General features: G+C 61.4%; 25 protein-coding genes. 9 read left to right on the top strand and 16 right to left on the bottom strand.

Features of this window, described 5'->3' with window-relative positions; genetic code table 11:
• A complete protein-coding gene (gene serS / locus J1G33_RS18155; protein WP_005789081.1) occupies positions 1 to 1,281 on the top strand; it encodes a serine--tRNA ligase in 1,281 nt (426 codons plus the stop codon).
• On the top strand, positions 1,282 to 2,676 hold the full coding sequence (gene cysG / locus J1G33_RS18160; RefSeq protein ID WP_032880627.1) for a siroheme synthase CysG: 1,395 nt from the start codon (positions 1,282 to 1,284) through the stop codon (positions 2,674 to 2,676). It begins immediately after the preceding gene.
• Between the two features lie 114 nt (positions 2,677 to 2,790).
• Here cysG and J1G33_RS18165 read toward each other — a convergent pair whose 3' ends face one another.
• The 6 genes from J1G33_RS18165 to tusD all read right to left on the bottom strand — a co-directional run bounded on the left by J1G33_RS18165 (position 2,791) and on the right by tusD (position 6,227).
• Positions 2,791 to 3,786, bottom strand: coding sequence for a glutathione S-transferase family protein (locus J1G33_RS18165; RefSeq protein WP_032880628.1), 996 nt, complete (start codon positions 3,784 to 3,786; stop codon positions 2,791 to 2,793).
• Between the two features lie 88 nt (positions 3,787 to 3,874).
• A complete protein-coding gene (locus J1G33_RS18170; RefSeq protein WP_223018502.1) occupies positions 3,875 to 4,876 on the bottom strand; it encodes a glycosyl transferase family protein in 1,002 nt (333 codons plus the stop codon).
• Positions 4,873 to 5,208, bottom strand: a complete 336-nt coding sequence (locus J1G33_RS18175; protein WP_032880630.1) for a TusE/DsrC/DsvC family sulfur relay protein — start codon at positions 5,206 to 5,208, stop codon at positions 4,873 to 4,875. The genes J1G33_RS18170 and J1G33_RS18175 overlap by 4 nt, the downstream gene beginning before the upstream one ends.
• Complete coding sequence (gene tusB / locus J1G33_RS18180; protein WP_005789074.1) at positions 5,205 to 5,483, bottom strand: sulfurtransferase complex subunit TusB; 279 nt, start codon at positions 5,481 to 5,483, stop codon at positions 5,205 to 5,207. Before tusB ends, J1G33_RS18175 begins: the two co-directional genes overlap by 4 nt.
• Positions 5,483 to 5,833, bottom strand: a complete 351-nt coding sequence (gene tusC / locus J1G33_RS18185; protein ID WP_032880631.1) for a sulfurtransferase complex subunit TusC — start codon at positions 5,831 to 5,833, stop codon at positions 5,483 to 5,485. Before tusC ends, tusB begins: the two co-directional genes overlap by 1 nt.
• A 1-nt stretch (position 5,834) precedes the next feature.
• Entirely contained in the window at positions 5,835 to 6,227 is a 393-nt protein-coding gene (gene tusD / locus J1G33_RS18190) for a sulfurtransferase complex subunit TusD (protein WP_005789072.1), read from the bottom strand.
• 157 nt (positions 6,228 to 6,384) lie between these two features.
• Between tusD and J1G33_RS18195 the strand changes: the two genes are divergently transcribed.
• Positions 6,385 to 7,560, top strand: a complete 1,176-nt coding sequence (locus J1G33_RS18195) for a CaiB/BaiF CoA-transferase family protein (RefSeq protein WP_223018503.1) — start codon at positions 6,385 to 6,387, stop codon at positions 7,558 to 7,560.
• A gap of 93 nt (positions 7,561 to 7,653) precedes the next feature.
• Here J1G33_RS18195 and J1G33_RS18200 read toward each other — a convergent pair whose 3' ends face one another.
• Positions 7,654 to 8,148 (bottom strand): SprT family zinc-dependent metalloprotease, encoded by a 495-nt coding sequence (locus J1G33_RS18200; RefSeq protein ID WP_003192067.1) that lies wholly within the window; start codon positions 8,146 to 8,148, stop codon positions 7,654 to 7,656.
• A 128-nt stretch (positions 8,149 to 8,276) separates the two neighbouring features.
• The gene (locus J1G33_RS18205; RefSeq protein WP_005789070.1) at positions 8,277 to 8,879 is read right to left on the bottom strand and encodes a Yip1 family protein; all 603 of its coding nucleotides are present in this window, start codon (positions 8,877 to 8,879) and stop codon (positions 8,277 to 8,279) included.
• A 283-nt stretch (positions 8,880 to 9,162) separates the two neighbouring features.
• Here J1G33_RS18205 and ttcA point away from each other — a divergent pair, with 283 nt between their 5' ends.
• Both ttcA and J1G33_RS18215 read left to right on the top strand, forming a co-directional pair.
• Positions 9,163 to 9,987, top strand: a complete 825-nt coding sequence (gene ttcA, locus J1G33_RS18210; RefSeq protein WP_044274647.1) for a tRNA 2-thiocytidine(32) synthetase TtcA — start codon at positions 9,163 to 9,165, stop codon at positions 9,985 to 9,987.
• Positions 9,988 to 10,054: 67 nt separating this feature from the next.
• Complete coding sequence (locus J1G33_RS18215) at positions 10,055 to 10,726, top strand: DNA-3-methyladenine glycosylase I (RefSeq protein WP_034120216.1); 672 nt, start codon at positions 10,055 to 10,057, stop codon at positions 10,724 to 10,726.
• A gap of 95 nt (positions 10,727 to 10,821) precedes the next feature.
• On the opposite strand, the gene J1G33_RS18220 is transcribed toward J1G33_RS18215, so the two are convergent.
• From J1G33_RS18220 to arsC, 3 genes are read right to left on the bottom strand one after another with little or no spacing between them, the layout of a single operon-like run.
• Positions 10,822 to 11,241, bottom strand: a complete 420-nt coding sequence (locus J1G33_RS18220; protein ID WP_032880635.1) for a DUF2069 domain-containing protein — start codon at positions 11,239 to 11,241, stop codon at positions 10,822 to 10,824.
• Positions 11,225 to 11,839 carry an NAD(P)H:quinone oxidoreductase gene (gene wrbA / locus J1G33_RS18225; protein WP_032880636.1) on the bottom strand — a complete coding sequence of 205 codons (615 nt, stop codon included), beginning with the start codon at positions 11,837 to 11,839 and terminating at the stop codon, positions 11,225 to 11,227. Before wrbA ends, J1G33_RS18220 begins: the two co-directional genes overlap by 17 nt.
• A complete protein-coding gene (gene arsC / locus J1G33_RS18230; protein WP_078821654.1) occupies positions 11,836 to 12,189 on the bottom strand; it encodes an arsenate reductase (glutaredoxin) in 354 nt (117 codons plus the stop codon). The genes wrbA and arsC overlap by 4 nt, the downstream gene beginning before the upstream one ends.
• 115 nt (positions 12,190 to 12,304) lie before the next feature.
• On the opposite strand from arsC, the gene J1G33_RS18235 reads away from it, so the two are divergent.
• Entirely contained in the window at positions 12,305 to 12,766 is a 462-nt protein-coding gene (locus J1G33_RS18235) for a TlpA disulfide reductase family protein (protein WP_005789064.1), read from the top strand.
• Between the two features lie 141 nt (positions 12,767 to 12,907).
• Here J1G33_RS18235 and J1G33_RS18240 read toward each other — a convergent pair whose 3' ends face one another.
• The 4 genes from J1G33_RS18240 to J1G33_RS18255 form a co-directional block, all read right to left on the bottom strand.
• Positions 12,908 to 13,312 (bottom strand): META domain-containing protein, encoded by a 405-nt coding sequence (locus J1G33_RS18240; RefSeq protein WP_032880638.1) that lies wholly within the window; start codon positions 13,310 to 13,312, stop codon positions 12,908 to 12,910.
• On the bottom strand, positions 13,309 to 13,749 hold the full coding sequence (locus tag J1G33_RS18245) for a hypothetical protein (RefSeq protein ID WP_043046633.1): 441 nt from the start codon (positions 13,747 to 13,749) through the stop codon (positions 13,309 to 13,311). Before J1G33_RS18245 ends, J1G33_RS18240 begins: the two co-directional genes overlap by 4 nt.
• 71 nt (positions 13,750 to 13,820) lie before the next feature.
• On the bottom strand, positions 13,821 to 14,810 hold the full coding sequence (locus J1G33_RS18250) for a 2-hydroxyacid dehydrogenase (protein WP_148853502.1): 990 nt from the start codon (positions 14,808 to 14,810) through the stop codon (positions 13,821 to 13,823).
• Between the two features lie 97 nt (positions 14,811 to 14,907).
• Positions 14,908 to 17,661, bottom strand: coding sequence for a response regulator (locus J1G33_RS18255; RefSeq protein ID WP_032880641.1), 2,754 nt, complete (start codon positions 17,659 to 17,661; stop codon positions 14,908 to 14,910).
• Between the two features lie 205 nt (positions 17,662 to 17,866).
• Here J1G33_RS18255 and J1G33_RS18260 point away from each other — a divergent pair, with 205 nt between their 5' ends.
• Together J1G33_RS18260 and J1G33_RS18265 are read left to right on the top strand one after the other, a co-directional pair.
• A complete protein-coding gene (locus tag J1G33_RS18260) occupies positions 17,867 to 18,595 on the top strand; it encodes a response regulator transcription factor (RefSeq protein WP_005789059.1) in 729 nt (242 codons plus the stop codon).
• The gene (locus J1G33_RS18265; protein WP_078821650.1) at positions 18,582 to 19,940 is read left to right on the top strand and encodes a sensor histidine kinase; all 1,359 of its coding nucleotides are present in this window, start codon (positions 18,582 to 18,584) and stop codon (positions 19,938 to 19,940) included. Before J1G33_RS18260 ends, J1G33_RS18265 begins: the two co-directional genes overlap by 14 nt.
• A 3-nt stretch (positions 19,941 to 19,943) precedes the next feature.
• Here the strand turns inward: J1G33_RS18265 and J1G33_RS18270 are convergent, their stop codons facing one another.
• Positions 19,944 to 20,459, bottom strand: a complete 516-nt coding sequence (locus J1G33_RS18270) for a DUF2062 domain-containing protein (protein ID WP_005789057.1) — start codon at positions 20,457 to 20,459, stop codon at positions 19,944 to 19,946.
• A 135-nt stretch (positions 20,460 to 20,594) separates the two neighbouring features.
• Between J1G33_RS18270 and J1G33_RS18275 the strand changes: the two genes are divergently transcribed.
• Positions 20,595 to 22,820, top strand: a complete 2,226-nt coding sequence (locus tag J1G33_RS18275; RefSeq protein WP_223018504.1) for a DNA internalization-related competence protein ComEC/Rec2 — start codon at positions 20,595 to 20,597, stop codon at positions 22,818 to 22,820.
• The last annotated feature ends 30 nt before the right edge of the window (positions 22,821 to 22,850 follow it).

Here is a 22,850-nt window from a genome sequence, read left to right on the forward strand (position 1 = left end):
ATGCTCGATTCCAAACTGTTACGTAGCAACCTTCAGGACGTAGCGGACCGCCTGGCATCCCGTGGCTTTGCCTTGGATGTTGCGCGCATCGAAGCGCTGGAAGAACAGCGCAAGACCGTCCAGACCCGCACCGAAGCACTGCAGGCTGAGCGTAATGCGCGTTCCAAGTCCATTGGCCAGGCCAAACAGCGCGGCGAAGACATCGCACCGCTGATGGCGGATGTCGAGCGTATGGGCACTGAGCTGTCCAACGGCAAAACCGAGCTGGAAGGCATCCAGACCGAGCTGGACTCGATCCTGCTGGGCATTCCGAACCTGCCCCACGAATCCGTGCCGGTAGGCGAAGATGAAGACGGCAACGTTGAAGTACGCCGCTGGGGCACGCCCAAAGCCTTCGATTTCGAGATCAAGGATCATGTGGCCCTGGGCGAATTGACCGGTGGCCTGGATTTCGAGACCGCGGCAAAAATGTCCGGTGCCCGTTTCGCTTTGCTGCGTGGCCCGATCGCCCGTATGCACCGTGCGCTGGCGCAGTTCATGATCAACCTGCACACCGGTGAGCATGGCTACGAAGAAGCCTACACCCCGTACCTGGTCCAGGCGCCGGCGCTGATGGGTACCAGCCAGTTGCCGAAATTCGAAGAAGACCTGTTCAAGATCACTCGCGACGGCGAAGCCGATCTGTACCTGATCCCGACCGCCGAGGTGTCGCTGACCAATATCGTCGCCGGCGAAATCCTCGATGCCAAGCAACTGCCGTTGAAGCTGGTTGCCCACAGCCCGTGCTTTCGCAGTGAAGCCGGCGCATCGGGTCGCGATACGCGCGGCATGATCCGCCAACACCAGTTCGACAAGGTCGAGATGGTGCAGGTGGTCGAGCCGTCGACTTCCATGGAAGCCCTGGAAGGCCTGACCGCCAATGCCGAACGCGTTCTGCAACTGTTGGAGCTGCCGTACCGCGTACTGGCGCTGTGCACCGGCGACATGGGCTTCAGCGCTGTGAAGACCTACGATTTGGAAGTGTGGGTACCGAGCCAGGACAAGTATCGCGAAATTTCGTCGTGCTCCAACTGCGGTGATTTCCAGGCCCGTCGTATGCAGGCGCGTTTCCGCAACCCGGAAACCGGCAAGCCGGAGTTGGTGCACACCCTTAACGGTTCTGGCCTGGCCGTAGGCCGTACCTTGGTGGCCGTGCTGGAAAACTACCAGCAGGCTGACGGTTCGATCCGTGTACCTGAGGTGCTCAAGCCGTACATGGGCGGCGTTGAGGTCATCGCCTAAATGGAATTTCTGCCGCTGTTTCATAACCTGCGCGGCAGTCGAGTGTTGGTCGTCGGTGGCGGGGAGATTGCCTTGCGCAAATCCCGGCTGCTGGCCGACGCCGGTGCGTTGCTGCGGGTGGTTGCTCCCCAGATCGAAGACCAGTTGCGTGAACTGGTACTGGGCAGTGGCGGGGAACTGATTTTGCGCGGTTATCAGGAGGCTGACCTGGAGGGTTGCACCCTGATCATCGCGGCAACGGACGACGAGCCGCTGAACGCGCAAGTGTCCAGTGAGGCCAAGCGCCGTTGCGTGCCGGTCAATGTTGTAGATGCGCCGGCCTTGTGCAGCGTGATCTTCCCGGCGATTGTCGACCGTTCGCCGTTGGTAATTGCGGTGTCCAGCGGCGGCGACGCGCCGGTGCTGGCGCGCTTGATCCGCGCCAAGCTGGAAACCTGGATTCCGTCCACCTACGGCCAATTGGCCGGTTTGGCCGCGCGTTTTCGCGCCCAGGTCAAAGGTTTGTACCCGGATGTGCAGCAGCGCCGTGCGTTCTGGGAAGAGGTGTTCCAAGGGCCGATTGCCGACCGTCAACTGGCCGGGCAGGGCGATGAAGCTGAGCGCCTGTTGATCGAAAAGGTCAATGGCGCGCCACCTTATGCACCCGGCGAGGTGTACCTGGTGGGTGCAGGCCCGGGTGACCCGGACTTGCTCACCTTTCGTGCCTTGCGCCTGATGCAGCAGGCCGACGTGGTGCTGTACGACCGTCTGGTGGCGCCGGCGATCCTGGAACTGTGCCGTCGTGATGCCGAGCGAGTTTACGTCGGCAAGCGGCGTGCTGACCACGCTGTGCCTCAGGATAAGATCAACCAGCAACTGGTCGACCTGGCCAAGCAAGGCAAGCGCGTGCTGCGCCTCAAGGGCGGTGATCCGTTCATTTTTGGGCGCGGTGGCGAAGAAATCGAGGAATTGGCGGCCCATGGCATCCCGTTCCAGGTGGTGCCAGGGATCACGGCGGCCAGTGGTTGTGCCGCGTATGCCGGGATTCCGCTGACGCACCGTGACTATGCGCAATCGGTGCGCTTCATCACCGGGCACCTGAAGAACAATACGTCGGATCTGCCCTGGCAGGACCTTGTCGGGCCGTCGCAGACCCTGGTGTTCTACATGGGCTTGATTGGCTTGCCGATCATTTGTGAGCAGTTGATCAAGCACGGGCGCTCGGCGGACACACCGGCGGCTTTGATCCAGCAGGGCACCACTTCCAACCAGCGTGTGTTTACCGGCACCCTGGCGGACTTGCCGCGCATGGTGGCGGAGCATGAAGTACATGCGCCGACGCTGGTGATCGTGGGTGAGGTGGTGGTGTTGCGCGAGAAGCTCAAATGGTTCGAAGGGGCTCAGTCTCAGGTCTGAGCCTTAAAAGCATCGGGAGCAAGCCCCCTCCCACATTTTGGTTTGTGAACACAGTCAAAATGTGGGAGGGGGCTTGCTCCCGATGAGGCCATCAAATACAACCGATAATCCAGATCAGCTAAAGACACCTTTACCTGAAAGTCGCGCCCGATCATGGCTGTTGTCAAACTCTTGCAACGGCCCCTTCGGCACAATCCCCGTCGGGTTGATCGTGCGATGGCTGGCATAGTAATGCCCCTTGATATGGGCAAAGTCCACCGTCTCGGCCACGCCCGGCCACTGATACATCTCCCTTAGCCAATTCGACAAATTCGCATAATCGGCAATCCGCCGCAGGTTGCACTTGAAGTGGCTGTAATACACCGCGTCAAAGCGAATCAACGTGGTAAACAGCCGCACATCCGCCTCTGTCAGGTACTCACCGGCTAGATAACGATGCTGGCCCAGGTGTTGTTCCAAATGATCCAGCTCGGCAAACACATCATCAAACGCACGTTCATACGCCTGTTGTGACGTGGCAAAACCTGCGCGGTATACGCCGTTGTTCACGGCCGGGTAGATACGTTCGTTCAGGGCGTCGATGGTCGGACGCAGCGTGTCGGGATAAAAATCCAGGGTATTGCCGGTCAGCCCGTTGAACGCGTTATTAAACATGCGGATGATTTCCGCCGATTCATTGCTGACGATGCGCTTGAGTTTTTTGTCCCACAGCACCGGCACGGTGACGCGCCCGGTGTAGTCGGTCGTATCGGCGGTGTAGCGCTGGTGCATGAAGGCCAGATCGTCCAGTTTGTCACCGCTGGAGCCGTGGGCCTTGTCGAAGGTCCAGCCGTTTTCCAGCATCAACCAGCTGACCACTGACACGTCGATCAGGCTTTCCAGGCCTTTGAGTTTGCGCAGGATCAAGGTGCGGTGCGCCCAGGGGCAGGCCAGTGACACATAGAGGTGATAGCGGCCAGCCTCAGCCTTGAAGCCACCTTCGCCACTCGGGCCGGGCGCGCCATCGGCGGTCACCCAGTTGCGGCGTTGTGCCTGTTCCCGTTGGAAAGCGCCATCTGCGCTACTTTCATACCACTGGTCTTTCCACTGTCCTTCAATCAGCAAACCCATGACTGGCTCCTTGGCTGTTAAACGTTGGAGTCCAGTCTAAAGGGATGAGTTCGAACTAAAAGCGCAAAGACCGGGGGTGAATGATCGACTAAATCGATTTATCCCGTGCATCCCAGTATTGCTGGGCCAGTTCGAAGGCCTGTTGCCGCGGGTGGCCGAGACCGCGCAACGCCAGGGCCATGGTGGCGATCAGCGCCAGTTGCGGGTAGCTGTCCTCGACTTCGCCACGCCACAACGCTTTCAACTGTTCAGGCTCAAGCGTCGCCGGTTTGACGTGACGCTGGGCGGAGAGCGCGGGCCACTCTTCGTCCCAACTCTGGCCGCCGGTGGTGCCATACAGGTGACTGAGGGTGTCGGGGTTGATTTCAATCTCGCCGCCGTCGCCCTTGACCACGATCACATTGTCCCCGAGCAGGCCGCTGGCATCGCGGTGTACGCCCTGGTAGCCCGGGTGGAAGATGCTTTGCAGGCCGCAGCGCGCATTCAGCGGGTTAAGCAGCCGCGCCAGGGAATGAATGGGCGAGCGCAGGCCGAGGGTGTTGCGCAGGTCGATCATGCGTTGCAATTGCGGCGCCCAGTCGCCCAACGGGATAAAGGCCAGGTTGCCCTGCTCGAAGGCGCTTCCCACCTGCTGCCAATTGCGGCACAGCGGGATCTGCAGCGTCTCCAGCAGTTGCTCGGTGTACAGCCGGCCCGCCGTGTGGGCACCGCCGCCGTGCATCAGAATGCGCACACCGTTTTGCGCCAGGCACTTGGCCGCCAGCAGAAACCAGGGCAGATGGCGCTTTTTGCCGGCGTAAGTCGGCCAGTCGATATCCACGTTCAACGCCGGTGCATCCAGGCGTTCACGTACCGCTTCGGTGAAACCGGCGAGTTCTTCCGGGCTCTCTTCTTTGTGACGCAGCAGCATCAAAAAGGCGCCGAGCTGGGTGTCTTCGATCTTTTCGTCGAGCAACATGCCCATGGCTTGCCGCGCTTCTTCGCGGGTGAGGTTGCGTGCGCCGCGCTTGCCTTTGCCGAGGATGCGTACGAACTGGGCAAAAGGGTGCTCTTCGGGCGTGTTGAGGGTCAAGGGGGCGAAGTCGGTCATAAGCAATTCGTCGGCCTGGGCAGGCCCGCCAGCTTGGCGGCGAGTTTGGCGGGAGTGCCGTTGAACAGTTTGTTTAGATGCAGGCTGTTGCCCTTTTCCGGGCCCAGTTTCAAGGCGGTGTACTTGATCAGCGGGCGTGTGGCAGGGGACAGCTGGAATTCGGTATAGAACTGGCGCAGCAGCTTGAGGATTTCCCAGTGATCCGCGGTCAGCTCCAGGGCTTCGGCAGCGGCCAGGGCGTGCGCCACCTCATCGGACCAGTCATTGAGGTCGACGAGGTAACCGTCCTTGTCCAGTTCGAGGCTGCGTGTGCCGACGGTCAGGGTGTTCATAGCCAGGTGTTGACCTTGTCGTAGTCGATCGACAGTTGCACGAAACCTGGATAATCCACGCTGTCAGCCCAGTCGGGAAGCGGCAGGTTGCGCGCCTGCATGTCTTCGGCCAGTACAAAGACCTTCACGCCTTTGCTTTGCAGGGCGGGCGTGTGCAGCGCGTAGGCACCGTCGCCACACAGCAGGATTGCGTCCTGAGCGCCGCAGATGCGCAGGCAGCTGTCGAGGCGGCTGTCGGTAAAGGGAGAGTGAGACACCACATGTAGAGTCGACATCAGAGGGTAATCACCTGGTCGTAACGATCAATCAGCTCGCAAATGGCTTGGCTGTGCAGCGTCTGCGCATTGGCGGGCGGCAGCAACCCGCGTGCGGACAGGCTGTGGCCGCAGGCGAACACGTCATCAATGCCGAACAGGCCCAATGCCTGCAGGTTGGCGCTCAGGTCTTTTTGTTGCACGGCCTTGGCGGCCTGATGCGGCGCCAGCTGGAACACACCGTCATCCAGAAACAGCAGACCAATGGGCAGATCAAACGCGCCACCAGCCAGCACGATATCCAGTGCTTCCCGCGCACTTGGCCCGGACCACGGCGCCTGTCGGCTGATCACCAATAAGGATTTGGACATCTCACGGCCCTCCAAAACAGATCAGGCGGTCGGCATCCTGGATCGCGTCATGCAATTGCCCAAGGCCCGATAACGCCCATGGCGCCTGCAGATTGACCGCGCTGCGTTGATAGCGTGCGGCCTCCTCGGCGTTCAGCACACCACGGCGCAAGGCGGCGGCGATGCACACCACGCCGTCGAGCTGGTGCTGGCTGACAAACTCGCGCCATTGGCGCGCAATGTCTGGCTCGTCCTGGGGCGCTACGATGTTATTGGACGCGCTGTACACGCCATCCTGATAAAAAAACAGCCGCACAATCTCATGCCCGCCCGCCAGCGCTGCTTGTGCGAACAGCAGGGCGCGGCGCGAGGAGGGCGCGTGGGCGGCGCTATACAGTGCAATCGCGAACTTCATGGGAGACTCTGCCAACAAACGTCGGCCAATGATAAAGCCGCCGCCGCGAAAAAGCCCGCCGTGATCAAAACGGTCACTGTCGCTGATCGTTCTGACGATTGCCGGCAGCCGCCAGGCTGCCTAGTCTGTGGGTGATCGCAACCCGAATGGAGTCTCTATGTCTGGTCCCTTGGCGTCCCTTAAAGTGCTGGATTTTTCCACCTTGCTGCCCGGCCCGTTTGCCTCGTTGATGCTGGCGGACATGGGCGCCGAGGTGCTGCGTATCGAATCGCCCACGCGCATGGACCTGTTGCGGGTGTTGCCGCCCCATGACCGCGGTACCTCGGCGAGCCACGCGTATTTGAACCGCAACAAGCGCAGCCTGGCCCTGGACCTCAAGCAGGCCGAGGCGGTGGAGATCGTGCGTGAGCTGGTCAAGAGTCATGACATCCTGCTCGAACAGTTTCGCCCTGGGGTTATGGAGCGCCTGGGGCTGGGTTATGAGGCGCTGAAGGCGATCAATCCCGGGTTGATTTATGTGTCGATTACCGGCTACGGCCAGACCGGCCCTTACAAGGACCGCGCCGGGCACGATATCAATTACCTGGCGTTGGCCGGTGTGGCCAGTCACACCGGGCGGCGGGACAGCGGGCCGTTGCCGCTGGGCGTGCAACTGGCGGACGTGGCAGGTGGTTCGCTGCATGCGGTGGTGGGCTTGCTGGCGGCGGTGATTGCCAGGCAGCAGAGCGGAGTGGGGCAATACCTGGATGTGAGCATGACCGATTGTTCGTTCAGCCTGAACGCCATGGTCGGGGCTGGCTATCTAGCCTGCGGAGTGGAGCCGGAGTGGGAGAACCATGTACTCAATGGTGGCAGTTTTTACGATTACTATCGCACTCGCGATGGGCGCTGGATGTCGGTGGGGAGTTTGGAGCCGGCCTTTATGCAGCAGTTGTGCGAGGCACTGGGCAGGCCGGAGCTGGCGGCCCACAGCGTGAAGCCAGAGCAGCAGGCAGTGCTCAAGCAGGCCCTGCAGGTGGAATTCGAGAAGCGCAGTTTTGAAGAATTGTGTGAGTTGTTTGCCGGGGTGGATGCGTGTGTGGAACCGGTGTTGAGCCTGGCGGAGGCTGTTGAGCATCCGCAGTTGAAGGCGCGGGAGTTGGTCAGCCATGTGCCCCGGGGGGATGGCTCGACACAAGCGCAATTGGCTTGCCCGCTGAAGTTCTCAGAAGGGTTGCCGGCGCCCAGGCATATTGGGGTGGCGGTGGGGGCGCATAGTGACGAGGTGTTGGTGGAGTTGGGGATCAGTGCTCAGCGGATAGATGAATTGCGTCAGGCCAAGGTTGTAGGTTGACTGAGCCGACGCTTTCGCAGGCAAGCCAGCTCCCACATTTTGATTGCGTTCACAGATCCAGATGTGGGAGCTGGCTTGCCTGCGAAGAGGCCCTCATTCCACCCGAGTTTCCCCGGTGAACACCAGAGTCTGCCGACACCGCCGACACAAATACCGCCGCCCCTGGTTCACCAGGCCATGGCGCTGCGGCGAGAACGGGAAGTCACTGTCCGCGCACGGGCAGCGGTAGATATAACGGGTCACCTGGCGGCGCTTGACCTCATAGGTATGGCAGCGGTCCGGCGGCAATTCGTAAACCCCACGCATGATCAACTGCCATTCCTCGCCATGGGGCTGTATACGCTCGCCAAACAACTGGTGGGCAATCAGGTGCGCCACTTCGTGGGCCACGGTTTGCTTGAGAAAATGCTGGCTGTTTTCACGGTACAACTGAGGGTTGAAGCGCAGCAGGTTCTCGTGCAAATGCGCGACACCGGCTTTCTGGCCCCGCAGCTTGAGGCTGACCTGGGGGCGTTTGAAGCTTCGTTTGAAAAAGGATTCGGCTTGCAGGAAACAATCTTCGACGCGGGTATTGAGTTGCTCGGGCATGCTGTACAAATCTCCAGAGACGCCCAGTATGCCGCAAAGCAGGGTGTTTCCGAATCTGTCAGGCGCCGAATGGTCATGCATAACGCACAAAGCCACCTTGCGGTGGCCTTGCCTGCGGGTTGAGTTGCCTAGTTGGTGTAGATGGGCCCTACGCCCAGGCCCCAAACAATCACGGTAAACGCCATGATCGCCACCAGTACCACCAGGCCCACGGCCAATACCGAACTGGAAAACAGGAAGCCTTCGTCCGGGTCGATACTCATGAAGGTCGGCAGCCCCACATACAGCAGGTACACCGTGTAGCAAATGGCCGCCGTGCCGACCACCATGCCCAGCCACATATGCGGGTAGAGTGCCGCCAGCCCGCCGACAAACAGTGGCGTTGCGGTATAGGTGGCGAAGGCCACGCAGCGTGCCATGCTGGGGCTGGCGTCGTAGGTGCGGGCCATCCAGTGAATGAACGCGCCCATCACCGCCACGCCGCCAAGCATGGCCGCGTACGACATGAGCGTCATCCACAGTGCGCTTTCCTGGGTCAACATCACCGGCGCCCGGTTGCCGATGACCCAGCCAACCTGGGTGGTGCCGATAAAGGCGGACACGGCGGGGATCGCCGCGAGAATCAGGGTGTGAGTGAGGTACATGTGGCCGATACTTTCTTCTTTATCGCCACGGATTTCCCGCCATTCCTGGTCGGGATGGGTAAAAAGCCCCACGACGTGATGGATCATGCCAGTCACTCCTGTCGTTATTACCATCGCCCCCCATCGGAGCGCCCACCGGCCAGATGGCCTGAAAGGTCTGGATATGTGTGCGACCTCAAGTCGCAGTATAGGAAGGGATGACCGGAATAACTGTAGGGCCTTTAGAGCAAATTGCGCTGTAAACAGGGCGCTTAATCGCGGTGGGGTCTGTCAAATGTGGGAGCAAGCCCCTTCCCACATTGGAACTCGGCCGCTCATATCGGTAAAATGCTGCGCTTTTCGTCACACACCTTCAGCGGATCCAAGCGCCATGGGCACTCTTACGGTCAACCAGAACAAACTGCAAAAACGCCTGCGTCGCCTGGCCGGTGAAGCGGTCGCCGATTTCAACATGATCGAGGACGGCGACAAGGTCATGGTCTGCCTCTCTGGTGGCAAAGACAGCTACACCATGCTCGACGTATTGCTGCACCTGCAAAAGGTCGCGCCGATCAAGTTTGAGATCGTGGCGGTGAACATGGACCAGAAGCAACCCGGCTTCCCCGAGCACGTATTGCCGGCCTACCTCAAGGAATTGGGCGTTGAATACCACATCGTCGAGAAAGACACCTACTCGGTGGTCAAGGAGCTGATCCCGGAAGGCAAGACCACCTGCTCGCTGTGCTCGCGCCTGCGCCGTGGCACGCTCTACACCTTTGCCGACGAGATCGGCGCGACCAAGATGGCCCTGGGTCATCACCGCGATGACATCGTCGAGACCTTCTTCCTGAATATGTTCTTCAATGGCTCGCTCAAGGCCATGCCGCCCAAGCTGCGCGCCGATGACGGGCGCAATGTGGTAATCCGCCCGCTGGCGTATTGCAACGAGAAGGACATCCAAGCGTACTCCGACTTCAAGCAATTCCCGATCATCCCCTGCAACCTGTGCGGCTCCCAGGAAAACCTGCAGCGCCAGGTGGTCAAGGAAATGCTGCTGGACTGGGAGCGCAAGACCCCCGGGCGTACCGAGAGCATCTTCCGCAGCCTGCAAAATGTGATCCCGTCTCAACTGGCTGATCGCAACCTGTTCGATTTCACCAGCTTGAAAATCGATGAGACGGCTGCTTCGCGTTTCGTCAATGTAGTGAACCTCTAAGCCTCGTCGAGGCTCTAGTAAACGGCGCTTGCGGGCGCCGTTTTCAATTCAACTGCCAGGAGAGGGCATGCGCGATTACAAGTGGCTGCACGAATATTGTCTGAACCGCTTCGGTTCGGCGGCCGAGCTGGAAGCCCACCTGCCTGTGCCCAAGACCCCGGCGCAATTGCGCAAGATCACCGATGACCGTTACCTGTCGACCCTGGCGCTGCGGGTCTTCCGTGCGGGCTTGAAGCACAGTGTGGTCGACGCGAAATGGCCGGCGTTTGAACAGGTGTTTTTCGGCTTCGATCCGGAAAAAGTCGTGCTGATGGGCGCCGAGCACTTGGAACGCCTGATGCAGGACACCCGCATCATCCGCCACCTGGGCAAGCTCAAGAGTGTGCCGCGCAATGCGCAGATGATCCTGGATATAGAGCAGGAAAAGGGCAGCTTCGGTGCGTTTGTCGCCGATTGGCCGGTAACCGATATCGTCGGGCTATGGAAATACCTGAGCAAGCATGGCCACCAACTGGGCGGGCTGTCGGCACCGCGTTTCCTGCGCATGGTGGGCAAGGATACGTTTGTGCCGAGCTATGACGTGGTGGCGGCGTTGAATGCGCAGAAGATCGTCGACAAGGCGCCGACCAGCCTGCGGGATTTGGCCACAGTACAGGGCGCCTTCAACCAGTGGCATGCCGAGAGTGGGCGGCCGATGTGCCAGTTGTCGATGATGTTGGCGTACACCGTCAACCATTGAGACCCAGGTGACGCCTTCGCGAGCAAGCCAGCCCGCACATTTTGACCGCGCCGCCTATCAACATGTGGGAGCTGGCTTGCCTGCGATAGCGGACTTCAGGCCGATACAGGTTCTGCAGCCAACCGCCGATTCAACTGATGCCGCCAACGCACATACAACAGCGCCGTGCAAAACACCGCCAGGCTCGCCAGCATCTCCAACACCCCGAACCACTGGCGGTTCGGGTCGTACGCCGCCAGCGCGCCCTTGATGAAATACAGATTCACCACAAAGCACATCCACGAATGCCCGCGCGCACTGCCGATCATCATCCCTGGCGCCAGTACCAGCAGCGGCACCAGTTCGATCAGCAGGATCACCCATGGGCGCGCCCCATGCAGGTCGGCGATGAACAGGTAGTACACGCACAACAAGCCCACCAGGGCAAAAAACGCCAGCAGGCTCAGTGCGCGTGCAATGTTTACCCGCGGTTCCAGCCACGCCTGGGGCGGCAGGACTTTAGGCTTCCTGGCCACGGCCGTGCTCCAGCAGCGTGGCGGTCTTGGCCAGGCGCAGGCCCAGGGCCCGGCACAGGGTGATTTCATGTTGATCGAGCATCCGCTTGCCGTCAGGCCCGGAATGGTGGCTGGCGCCGTATGGCGTGCCGCCGCCCTGGGTATCAAGCAGTGCCTGTTCGCTGTAAGGCAGGCCGGTGATCAACATGCCGTGGTGCAGCAGCGGCAGCAACATCGACATCAGCGTGGTTTCCTGGCCGCCATGCAGGCTGGCGGTAGAGGTGAACACGCCGGCGGGCTTGCCGACCAGAGCACCGGTGAGCCACAGGTTGCTGGTGCCGTCGAGGAAGTACTTGAGCGGTGCAGCCATGTTGCCAAAGCGTGTCGGGCTGCCCAGGGCCAGGCCTGAACAGTGCTTCAGATCATCCAGGCTGGCATACAGCGCGCCTTCCTCGGGAATGCTCGGCGCCACCGCTTCGCACTCGGTGGAAATCGCCGGCACGGTGCGCAGACGTGCTTCCATGCCGCCTTGCTCGATCCCCCGGGCAATCTGCCGGGCCATTTCGCTTACCGAGCCGTTGCGGCTGTAATACAGCACCAGCACATAGGGCGTGGTCACGGCAGAATCTCCAATACGTTCTCGGGTGGGCGGCCAATGATGGCTTTGTCGGCAGTTGCCAGGATCGGGCGTTCCATCAGCTTGGGGTGCCCGGCGATAGCGGCGATCAATTGCGCTTCGCTCAAGTTGGCATCGGCCAGGTTGAGGGTTTTGTATTCCTCTTCGCCGGTGCGCAGCAGTTGGCGCGCGCTGATCCCCAGTTTTTTGAGCAGGGCCTGGATTTGCGCGGCGTCCAGCGGGGTTTCCAGGTAGCGCACCACGGTCGGGTTGAGGCCGCGAGCTTCAAGCAGTTCGAGCGCACCGCGGGATTTCGAGCAGCGCGGGTTGTGATAAAGCGTCAGATCGGTCATGTGCGGGTCGCATCTTGCGTAAGGTGGCGGGTATTCTACCTGCGCTGGCGCCTGTCCTTAAACCGTAAGAGGCGATAGGTCGCAGCCAACGTTCATTTTTGCGAAGGAATACCCCATGACAAGGCGACTGATCGGTGCATTGGCGATCATCACAACCCTGCTGCTCAGCGGCTGCGGTAACGATTACGGCGTTGACCAATATGGCCAGAAAGTGGCGGCCGAACGCCTGGACAAACAGTGGCTGGTGGTCAATTACTGGGCCGAATGGTGTGGCCCGTGCCGCACGGAAATCCCCGAGCTCAATGCCTTGGCCGAGCAACTGAAAGGGCAGGGTGTGGAGGTATTCGGTGTTAACTTCGACAACGTGCAGGGTGAGGAACTGAAGGCCGCCAGCGACAAGCTGGGGATCAAGTTCACGGTCCTGGCCCAGAACCCGGACGGGATCTTCGAAATTCCACGCAGCGAGGCGTTGCCGGTGACCTACATCATCGACGACAAGGGCAAGGTGCGTGAGCAGTTGATGGGTGAGCAGACTGCAGAAGGGGTGCTGGCCAAGCTCAAGGCCCTGCGCGGTTAAAGCAACACCTCAGAGAAAGTGTGGGAGGGGGCTTGCTCCCGATAGCGGTGTAACAGTCAATTGATGTATTGACTGACACACTGCTATCGGGAGCAAGCCCCCTCCCACATTGAGATCCCATCAATCCAAAGACTGGGGATATCAGCCCTCTTCAAGCCACAAACGAATCGGCTTGCCCTCGGCCGGCCAGAACCGCGTCTGTTCGATCGGCGAGATGTCCCAGCGCTGCACGCCTTGCAAGGCCTGGAAGAAGCGGTGCTCCTGCTCCATCAACGCCTCGGCGCACATTTTGCGGGTGCTGCCGATAGGTCCGAAGCTGAGCTTGTCACCCTCGACGGTATACGGTGCAAACCAGTGATTGCAGCCGCCGTTGCCGTAGGCGCGGCCATCAGCGCCAAGGGTGACGGTCAGGTGCGCGTAGTCCATCAGCGGGCGCTCACCGATCCACTCCACCACGTAGCTGTGGTCGCGTTCGAGCTTCGGGCCGTCGGCAGCACAACCCGTCAGAGCCGCGCCGATTGCGGCGAGCAGCAGCGGGCCCTTCATTGTGCGGCCTGCTGGCATTTCGGGCAGCGGTGCTTGTCGCCTTCGCTGGCCCAGCCGAGTTCTTTGATGCGTGCGTTGGCAGCCGGCTGCAGTGGCTCCTTGGTCAGCTTGGTTTCCACCGCAAATTCAAACTCCAGCACGGTGTCGCAGCTGTCGCAGTTGACCTTCCAGGTGTGAATTTCCAGTTCGCCGAACTTCGGCCCCTGGGCCATGGCGACCCATTGGCCCGCCGGGCGTATGGAGTAGCGTGCGTCACCTTCGACGGTCAGGCGCATCGACAGGGTTTTACTGCCGCGCAGGGTGACGATCAGCACGTCACCGTGCTTGATCGAACCACCGTTGCCGGTGACCTGGTAACGGCCCGGCACAAGGGCGCGGCATTCGATCAGGGTGTGTTGCGGGCTCAGCAAGCTGAAGCGGAAATCGTGTTCGGCCATGGATCCTCCAAATAGGCGCGGCATCCTATCACGGGTGCCGGCCCATCATGAGCCTGGTATGTGACCGCTGATCAACCCTCGACCAGGTTCTGTGGCCGACCATCGGCCCACGCCACAATGTTGGCCAGCGTCGTACCGGCGATCGCCGCCAGGGCTTCACGAGTGAGAAATGCCTGGTGCGCAGTGATGATCACGTTGGGGAAGGTCAGCAGACGCGCGAGTACGTCGTCTTGCAGGGGCAGGTCCGAGCGGTCCTCGAAAAACAGCTGGGCTTCTTCTTCATAAACGTCCAGCCCCAGGTAGCCCAATTGGCCCTCCTTGAGGGCTTCGATCAGCGCGGGCGTATCGACCAAGCCACCGCGGCCGGTGTTGATCAGCATTGCACCGGGCTGCATGTGCGCCAGGGAACGGGCGTTGATCAGGTGTTTGCTGTCGGCAGTCAACGGGCAGTGCAGGCTGATGATCTGCGCCTCGGCCAGCAAGTCGGGCAGGCTGACGTAGCGAGCGCCCAGGGCCTGGACGTGTGGGTTGGGGAAGGGGTCATAAGCCAGTAATTGGCAGCCGAAGCCGGCCATGATCTTGGCGAAGGTCGCGCCGATCTGCCCGGTGCCAACCACGCCGACGGTTTTGCCGACCAGATCGAAACCGGTGAGCCCATGCAGGCTGAAGTCGCCATCACGGGTACGGTTATAGGCACGGTGCAGGCGGCGGTTGAGAGCCAGGATCAGCGCCACGGCGTGTTCGGCCACGGCGTGGGGCGAATAGGCGGGCACGCGCACGATGCTCAGGCCCAGGCGTTTGGCGGCGACCAAATCGACATGGTTGTAGCCGGCCGAACGCAGGGCAATCAGGCGTGTACCGCCCTTGGCCAGTTGCTCCAGCACCGGGGCGCTGAGGTCGTCATTGATAAAGGCGCAGACCACCTCATGGTGTTCGGCCAGGGCTACGGTGTCGAGGTTGAGGCGGGCGGGTTGGAATTGCAGTTCCAGGCCCGAGGGGAGCGGTTCACCGAGAAAACTGTCACGGTCGTAGGTCTGGCTGCTGAAAAGAATGACGCGCATTAAAAAGGCTCCCTGCAATGTACACGTTGGAGATGCTGACTAAATGTGGGAGGGGGCTTGCTCCCATATTTTGACTGGTGTTGTCCATAAAATTGCTTCAGGCGCTGACTCTGGCTTCACTGGCCAGCCGCGCAATCGCCATGTCCAGTTCATCCAGTGCGGCCATGGCCTTGGCATCGTCCTGCTTGAGCAGGGTTTCAGCGCGTTGGCACGCCGCGCGCAATTGCGGCACGCCACAGTAGCGCGTGGCGCCGTGCAGTCGGTGCACGCGCTCGATCAAGGCGTGATTGTCATTGGCTTCGCGGGCGACGGTAATCGCCAGGCGGTCGGCTTCCAGGGAGGCCAGCAGCATGGCGAGCATGTCTGCGGCGAGGTCGGCCTTGTTGGCGGCCAGGCGCAGACCCTCCTCGTGGTCGAGCACCAGCAGTTGCACACCTTGAGCCGGGCCGTCGTTGACGCGTTCCGGGCCCTGGTTACGCAGGGCCAGGCCGGTCCACTTCAACACCACCTGGGCCAGTTGCCGCTCGCTGATGGGCTTGGTCAGGTAGTCGTCCATGCCGCTCTGCAGCAGGGCGCGTTTTTCATTGGCCATGGCGTGTGCCGTGAGGGCCACCACCGGCAGCGGCGTGCCGTGGCGCTCGCTTTCCCACTGGCGGATCGCCTCAGTGCTTTGGCGGCCGTCCATGCCGGGCATTTGTACATCCATCAATACCAGATCGAAGGTTTCCTGCTTCACCGCATCAATGGCCGCGTAACCGCTCTCCACCGCCTGCACCTTGGCGCCCATGTCTTCCAGCAGGGTTTGTACCAGCAACAGGTTCGCCGGGTTGTCGTCCACGCACAGCACACGCGGCGCACGGCTGGACAGCGGCTCACCCGGCTCGCTGCGTGAAGGGCGGGGGCTGATCAGGTCGGCCAGGGAGCGGCGCAGCTTGCGTGTACAGGCCGGCTTGGCCTGCAATTGGCTGTTGGGGTTGGGTACCGATTGGTTGAACAGCATCTGTTCGGTGGTCGGGCACAGCACCAGCACTTTGCAACCCAGGTGTTCAAGGTCCCACAAGTGCTGGTTGAGACGCTCGGGCGGAATGTCATTGGCCGTCACGCCGAGCACCGCCAGGCTGATGGCCTGCTCGGTCTGGTGCGCACTGGTGATGCCGTTGGTCAGGCTTTCCAGGGTATTGAAGGGTGTGACTTCCAGGCCGCAGTCTTCCAGTTGGTGTTGCAGGGCCTGGCGCGCCAGCTCGTGGTTTTCCAGTACGGCCACGCGGCGACCCAGCAGCGGCGGGGCGGGCAGGTCTTCGACGTCGTCGCGGGTCTTGGGCAGGTTCAGGCTGATCCAGAATTCCGAGCCTTCACCCGGCGTGCTGTCGACGCCGATTTCACCGCCCATCTGCTCGATCAAACGCTTGGAAATCACCAGGCCCAGGCCGGTGCCGCCAGGTTGGCGCGACAGCGAGTTGTCGGCCTGGCTGAACGCCTGGAACAGCGCGCGCACATCCTGGTTGGACAGGCCTATGCCGGTGTCTTGCACGCTGATGCGCAATTGCACGCTGTCCTCCTGTTCGTCCTCGACCATCGCCCGGGCGACGATGGTGCCTTCGCGGGTGAACTTGATCGCGTTGCTGATCAGGTTGGTCAGGATCTGCTTGAGCCGCAGCGGGTCGCCCACCAACGCCAGCGGCGTATCGCGGTACACCAGGCTCACCAATTCGAGTTGCTTGGCATGGGCGGCGGGGGCGAGGATGGTCAGGGTGTCTTGCAGCAAGTCCCGCAGGTTGAAGGGCACGCTGTCGAGCACCAGCTTGCCGGCCTCGATCTTTGAGAAGTCGAGGATTTCGTTGATGATGCCCAGCAGGTTATCGGCGGATTTTTCAATAGTGCCCAGGTAATCCAGCTGGCGCGGCGACAGCTCGCTTTTTTGCAGCAGATGAGTAAAACCGAGGATGCCGTTGAGCGGCGTGCGGATCTCATGGCTCATATTGGCCAGGAACTCGGACTTGATGCGACTGGCCTCCAGGGCCTCCTTGCGCGCCAGGTCCAGCTCGATGTTCTGGATCTCGATGGTCTCCAGGTTCTGGCGTACGTCCTCGGTGGCCTGGTCGATGCTGTGTTGCAGTTCTTCCTGGGCGTTTTGCAGGGTTTCGGCCATGCGGTTGATGCCCGATGCGAGCTGGTCCAGTTCCTGGCTGCCCAGGGGCGGCAGGCGTGTTTCCAGGTTGCCGTCCTTGAGCTGGGCCACGGCTTGCTTGATCTGGCCAATCGGCGAATTGATGGTGCGGCTGATCCGCAGGGCGAGCGCTGCGGTGAACATCAGGCCGATGGCGATCAACAACAGGCTGGCGAACAGGCTGCGGTAGCCGCGCAGCAACATGCCATTGTGGGACAGCTCCACTTCGACCCAGCCCAGCAGGCGGTCTGCCTCATCCGGGATCACGTCGCCGGCGAGGTTGCGATGACGGCCGAATACCGGCAGCAGATAGCGGGTGGCATCGTTGCCGGTGCGCTGCAACAGGCGCGAACTGTTGCCGGTGGGTGGTGGGTTGAGCATGGTCGGGCCGGCGTGGGCCAGGGACGAACGGTCTGGCGCCAGGAACGACACTGCGCGCACGTCCGGTTGCTCCAGGGACTGGGTGGCGATGCGCTCCAGCAGCTCGGCGTTCTTGTGGCCCAGGGCCGGCGCTACCAATGGCGCCAATTGCTCGGCAATCATTTCGCCGCGCTGCAGCAACTGGCTCTGCAACTCCGAAAGTTGCATCCAGGTGAAATAGCCTCCCAACAACAGAGCCATCAGGCTGGTCGGTAATAAGGTCAGCAACAGTACGCGGCCTTTTATCCCCATTCTTCTAAGCACGCCACTCTCCTGCTACCACGTTGTTATCCATTATCCACACAGGCATCCGGCCCGCGCCACCTGCGCAGTGTAGCCATTTGCACGGCCTGGAATCTTGCAAATTAATGACATGCGGCAATCTTCGGGCCATTCGGCGCCGGGTGGCGATTGCCTGTGAACGTTTAATCTTGAATAATCAGTGATTGAGAATGACTTGCAGACGCTAATGACTCCCGCAGCAGTTGGCCTACCCACAATCCTGACCATCGAAGATGACCCTGTGCTGGGTGCCTACGTGCATGAGCAACTTGGCCGCAGTGGTTTTCAGGTGACGTGGTGCCGCAACGGCCAACAGGGCCTGCAAATGGCTTGCGAGCAGGCGTTCGACCTGGTGTTGATGGACATCCTGCTGCCGGGGCTCGACGGCTTGTCGATCCTCACCCATTTGCGCAAGAGCCATGCCATGCCGGTGATCCTGATGTCGGCCCTGGGCGCTGAAGCCGATCGCATCAGCGGTTTTCGCCTGGGGGCGGACGACTACCTGCCCAAACCGTTCAGCATGGTAGAGCTGCGTGTGCGCATTGAAGCCATCCTGCGCCGCGTGGCCCTGGATCGCCGACCCGAGCCGCCGCGCCCGGTGATGCGTGAGGATGCCCGGGTGTTGCAGTTTGACGATGAGCGCTGTGATGTGGCCTGCCAGCAACACTGGGCCGGGTTGACGCGCAGCGAATACCGGCTGCTGGAAACCCTGCAGCGCAATGTTGAAGAAGTGCTCAGCAAAGCCTTCCTGTATCAACACGTGCTGCAGCGCGGTTATGCACCCCATGACCGCAGCCTCGACATGCACGTCAGTCAGATTCGCCGCAAACTCAAGGCCATCGGCTACGCCGAGCGAGAAGTACGCACAGTGTGGGGCAAAGGCTATGTGCTGAGCGGTCATGATGAAGGGCTTTGAGCGGCTGCCTGGCAAACACTCGTTGTTCTGGAAGCTGGCCTGCCTGTTGATCGCCTTCTGTTTGCTGATGATCTGGCTTAGTTGGTCGTGGGGCCGCTACATGGAGCAGCAGAGTGCTTACCTGTCCGACAAGTCGCGGGAGATCCTCAGCGGTTACGCCGCAGGTGCCGAACTGGCGTGGAGTACACAAGGCCGCGCCGGCGTGGATGCCTGGTTGCAACTGATGGCCAAGCGTGAAACCACCTGGGTGGGTGTGATCGGCAACGATTTGCAATCCCTGGGCAGCACGCCGCTTAGCGACAAGGAAAGCCAGCGCCTGACCTTCTTACGCGGGTTGGATTGGCCGGTCAGCCGACATGTCATCGGTTTGCCGTGGATGAAGGTACCGTTTCCGGTTGATCCTGGGATGGGGTCGCTGGTGATCGAGTTGCCGCAGCGCTTTATGCCGGGGCGTTATCAACTGTTCTGGCGGGTGGTGACCAATGGCGTCATCCCGGGGCTGTTTACCTTGTTGCTGTGCATCGGCCTCTATCGGCTGCTGATCATGCCCCTCAATCAATTGCGCGAGCAGGCCAATGCCTGGCGTGCAGATCAGTTGAATACGCGTATGTCCCGGGATGCGACCAGTCGACAGGATGAGCTCGGGGAGCTGGGGCGCGCCTTTGACCATATGTCTGAACGCTTGCAGGGTACGGTGCGCTTGCAACAGCAGTTGCTGCGCGACATGTCCCATGAATTGCGCACGCCTTTGAGTCGCCTGCGGGTGGCCTGCGACAGCGAGCAAGACCCGGCCAGGCTGCGTGAGCGCCTGGGTCGGGAAATCGACGCCATGCAGCGCCTGGTGGAAGACAGCCTGCAACTGGCCTGGCTCGACAGTGAAACAGCGCCGCTGCCCCAGGAAGACATTCAGCTCCAGGCGCTGTGGGACATGTTGCGGGAAAACGCCTGTTTCGAAAGCCACTGGCCGGCGTCGCGCTTGCCGTGCTTATTACCGCCGGACAGTTGGGTGCGCGGCAACCTGAATGCACTGGCCCAGGCCCTGGAGAATATCCTGCGCAACGCCATACGCCACTCGCCAGCCGAGGGCACCGTGCTACTCGACGGCTGCCGCGAAGGAGACTATTGGCATATCTGGCTGCAGGACCAGGGCGGCGGTATTGATGAGCAGGATTTGGAAACTATCTTCGCGCCCTTTACCCGGTTGGACGGCTCGCGGCCCGGCGATGGCGGGTTCGGCCTGGGCTTGAGCATTGCCCGCAACGCCGTGCAGCGTCAGGGCGGGCGCTTATGGGCGCAGAACTGCGGGCCGGGTTTGCGCGTACATATACGCTTGCCGGCCCGTTAACCGTCAACGGCGACGCAGCTTGCGTTTCTTCCACTGGTGCGCGACCCACCAGCGCCAGTAGGCCATGGTCAAGCAATAAGCCAGCGCCCCCAGCACCAGCCCCAGTACCACCGAACCCAGCAGAAACGGTTGCCAGAGTGTGCTCAACTGGCCGCTGATCCATTCCCATGTCAGGTCGTCGGGCAGGCTGCGTGGCGGCACATTCATCAGCCAGGCGCCGGTCAGGTAGGTACAGACGAATACCACCGGCATGGTGACCGGATTGGTCAGCCACACCAGGCTGACCGCTATCGGCATATTGCCGCGCACGGTGATCGCCAGGATCGCCGCAAGCAGCATCTGCAACGGAATCGGTATAAACGCCGCAAATAAACCCACCGCCATGGCGCGAGCCACCGAATGCCGGTTCAGGTGCCAGAGGTTCGGATCATGCAGCAGGGTGCCAAGAAACTGTAATGACTTGTGTTCCCTGATGCTGCTGGGATCGGGCATGTACCGTTTGAATAAGCGCCGGGGCATAAGGGGTCCAGGTCAATTTGAAGGGCAAGTATGCCCGGATTCTATAAACAGAAAATTCAGACTTTGTGACAAAACATCATAGGCGCTCTCGGTCAGCCGGCTAAGACTGAATGGATCACTGGAAAAGGATGATTCATGAAAACAGGGATGTTCGCGCTGGCGCTGGGGTTGCTGGTGTTGCGCTGGTTACCCGCATTGCCGTCTGGCGCCGGGTTGCTGGCCATGCTGATACTGGCCTTGATGCTGCTGCCTTTTCGCACCTATCCCGTGGCGTTTTTTCTGGTCGGCCTGAGTTGGGCCTGCATCAGCGCACAGTGGGCGCTGGATGATCGATTGCAACCGACGCTGGACGGGCAGACGCGCTGGGTACAAGGGCGTGTCATCGGCTTGCCGCAGCAGACCGGCACGGGCGTGCGATTCGAGTTGGCCGACAGTCGGTCGCGCAATGCACGGCTGCCCAAACGTATCCGGGTGTCCTGGCACGGCGGGCCGACCGTAAACAGCGGCGAGTACTGGCGTCTGGCACTGACGCTCAAGCGGCCCGCCGGCCTGCTCAATTTTCATGGCTTTGACCACGAAGCCTGGCTGCTGGCCCAGCGTATCGGCGCCAGCGCGACGGTGAAGGATGGTGAGCGCCTGGCGCCGGCGCGCAATGCCTGGCGCGATGCCGTTCGCCAGCGCCTGATGGCCGTGGAAGCGCACGGCCGCGAGGCGGGCCTGGCGGCGTTGGTGCTGGGCGACGGTTCCGGGCTTGCACCTGAGGATTGGCAGGTGTTGCAGAACACCGGCACGGTGCATCTGCTGGTGATTTCCGGACAGCACATTGGTTTGTTGGCGGGGTTGATCTACGGCTTGATCTCTATGTTGGCGCGCTATGGCTGCTGGCCGCGAGGCTGGCCATGGCTGCCATGGGCGTGCGGCTTGGCGTTTGCCGGGGCGTTGGGCTATGGCCTGCTGGCAGGGTTCGGCGTGCCGGTGCAGCGGGCTTGTGTGATGGTGGGCCTGGTGCTGCTGTGGCGTTTGCGTTTTCGCCATTTGGGGGTGTGGTGGCCGTTGTTGCTGGCATTGAATGGCGTGTTGCTCATCGAGCCCTTGGCCAGTCTACAGCCGGGGTTCTGGTTGTCGTTTGCGGCGGTCGCGGTGTTGGTGTTGGCATTCAGCGGGCGCCTGGGACCGTGGAGCGTCTGGCAAATCTGGACCCGTCCACAGTGGTTGATCGCAATTGGCTTGTTTCCGGTCCTGCTGGTGTTGGGGTTGCCCATCAGCCTCAGTGCCCCCGTGGCCAATCTGGTCGCCGTGCCCTGGATCAGCCTGGTGGTACTGCCTTTGGCGCTGCTGGGCACGGCGCTGCTGTGGGTGCCGTTGGTCGGCGAGGGCGTGTTGTGGCTGGCCGGTGGCGCACTGGACGGATTGTTCAAGGGCCTGGCGCTGCTCGCTGCACAACTGCCGGCCTGGGTACCGGCTGAGGTACCTTTGAGGTATTGGCTGGTGAGCCTGGCGGGCGCAGTGATTGTGTTGTTGCCCAAGGGGCTGCCGTTCCGAGTGCTGGGTTGGCCCATGCTGTTGGTGGCAGTGTTTCCACCCAGGGATGGGGTGCCCCATGGCCAGGTGGAGGTGTTGCAACTGGATGTCGGCCAGGGCCAGGCACTGATCCTGCGTACCCGCCATCACACCTTGCTCTACGATGCCGGCCCGCGCTCGGGGCCTGTCGATCTGGGCGCGCGCGTGGTCTTGCCGTCGTTGCAGAAGCTCGGGGTAGGGCGGTTGGACATGATGCTGCTCAGTCATGCCGATGCCGATCATGCCGGAGGTGCGACGGCGGTGGGCCGTGGCCTGCCCATAAAGCGTGTAGTAGGCGGTGAAACCGAAGGGCTGCCAGCGTTTCTTGCTACGCAACCCTGCAGGAGCGGTGAACATTGGGAGTGGGACGGCGTGGCATTCGAACTGTGGCAATGGCCTGGTGCTATCGAGGGCAATCCGAAATCCTGTGTATTGCAGGTCCAGGCCAACGGTGAACGCTTGCTGCTCACCGGTGATATTGATCGCGCCGCCGAGCAAGCATTTCTGGCCTCGCCGCTGGCGGTTCCGACCGACTGGCTGCAAGCCCCGCACCATGGCAGCCGCAGTTCTTCGTCCTGGCCTTTCCTGCAGCGGCTGGCGCCAACCGCGGTGCTGATTTCCCGGGGGCGCGGCAACGCGTTCGGTCATCCGCATCCGCAGGTGCTGGAGCGCTATCAGGCGCTGGGTAGCCGGGTATATGACAGTGCCGAGCAAGGCGCTGTACAGCTGCGCCTGGGGGCATTCACGCCACCAACGGTTGCGCGCAGTCAACGTCGTTTCTGGCGCGAACCGTTACCGTAACCCAGCGTTACCAAAGACTCAGGGGCGCGA

It is taken from the genome of Pseudomonas sp. P867 (assembly GCF_019891455.1).
In the GTDB taxonomy this organism is placed as follows: domain Bacteria; phylum Pseudomonadota; class Gammaproteobacteria; order Pseudomonadales; family Pseudomonadaceae; genus Aquipseudomonas; species Aquipseudomonas synxantha_A.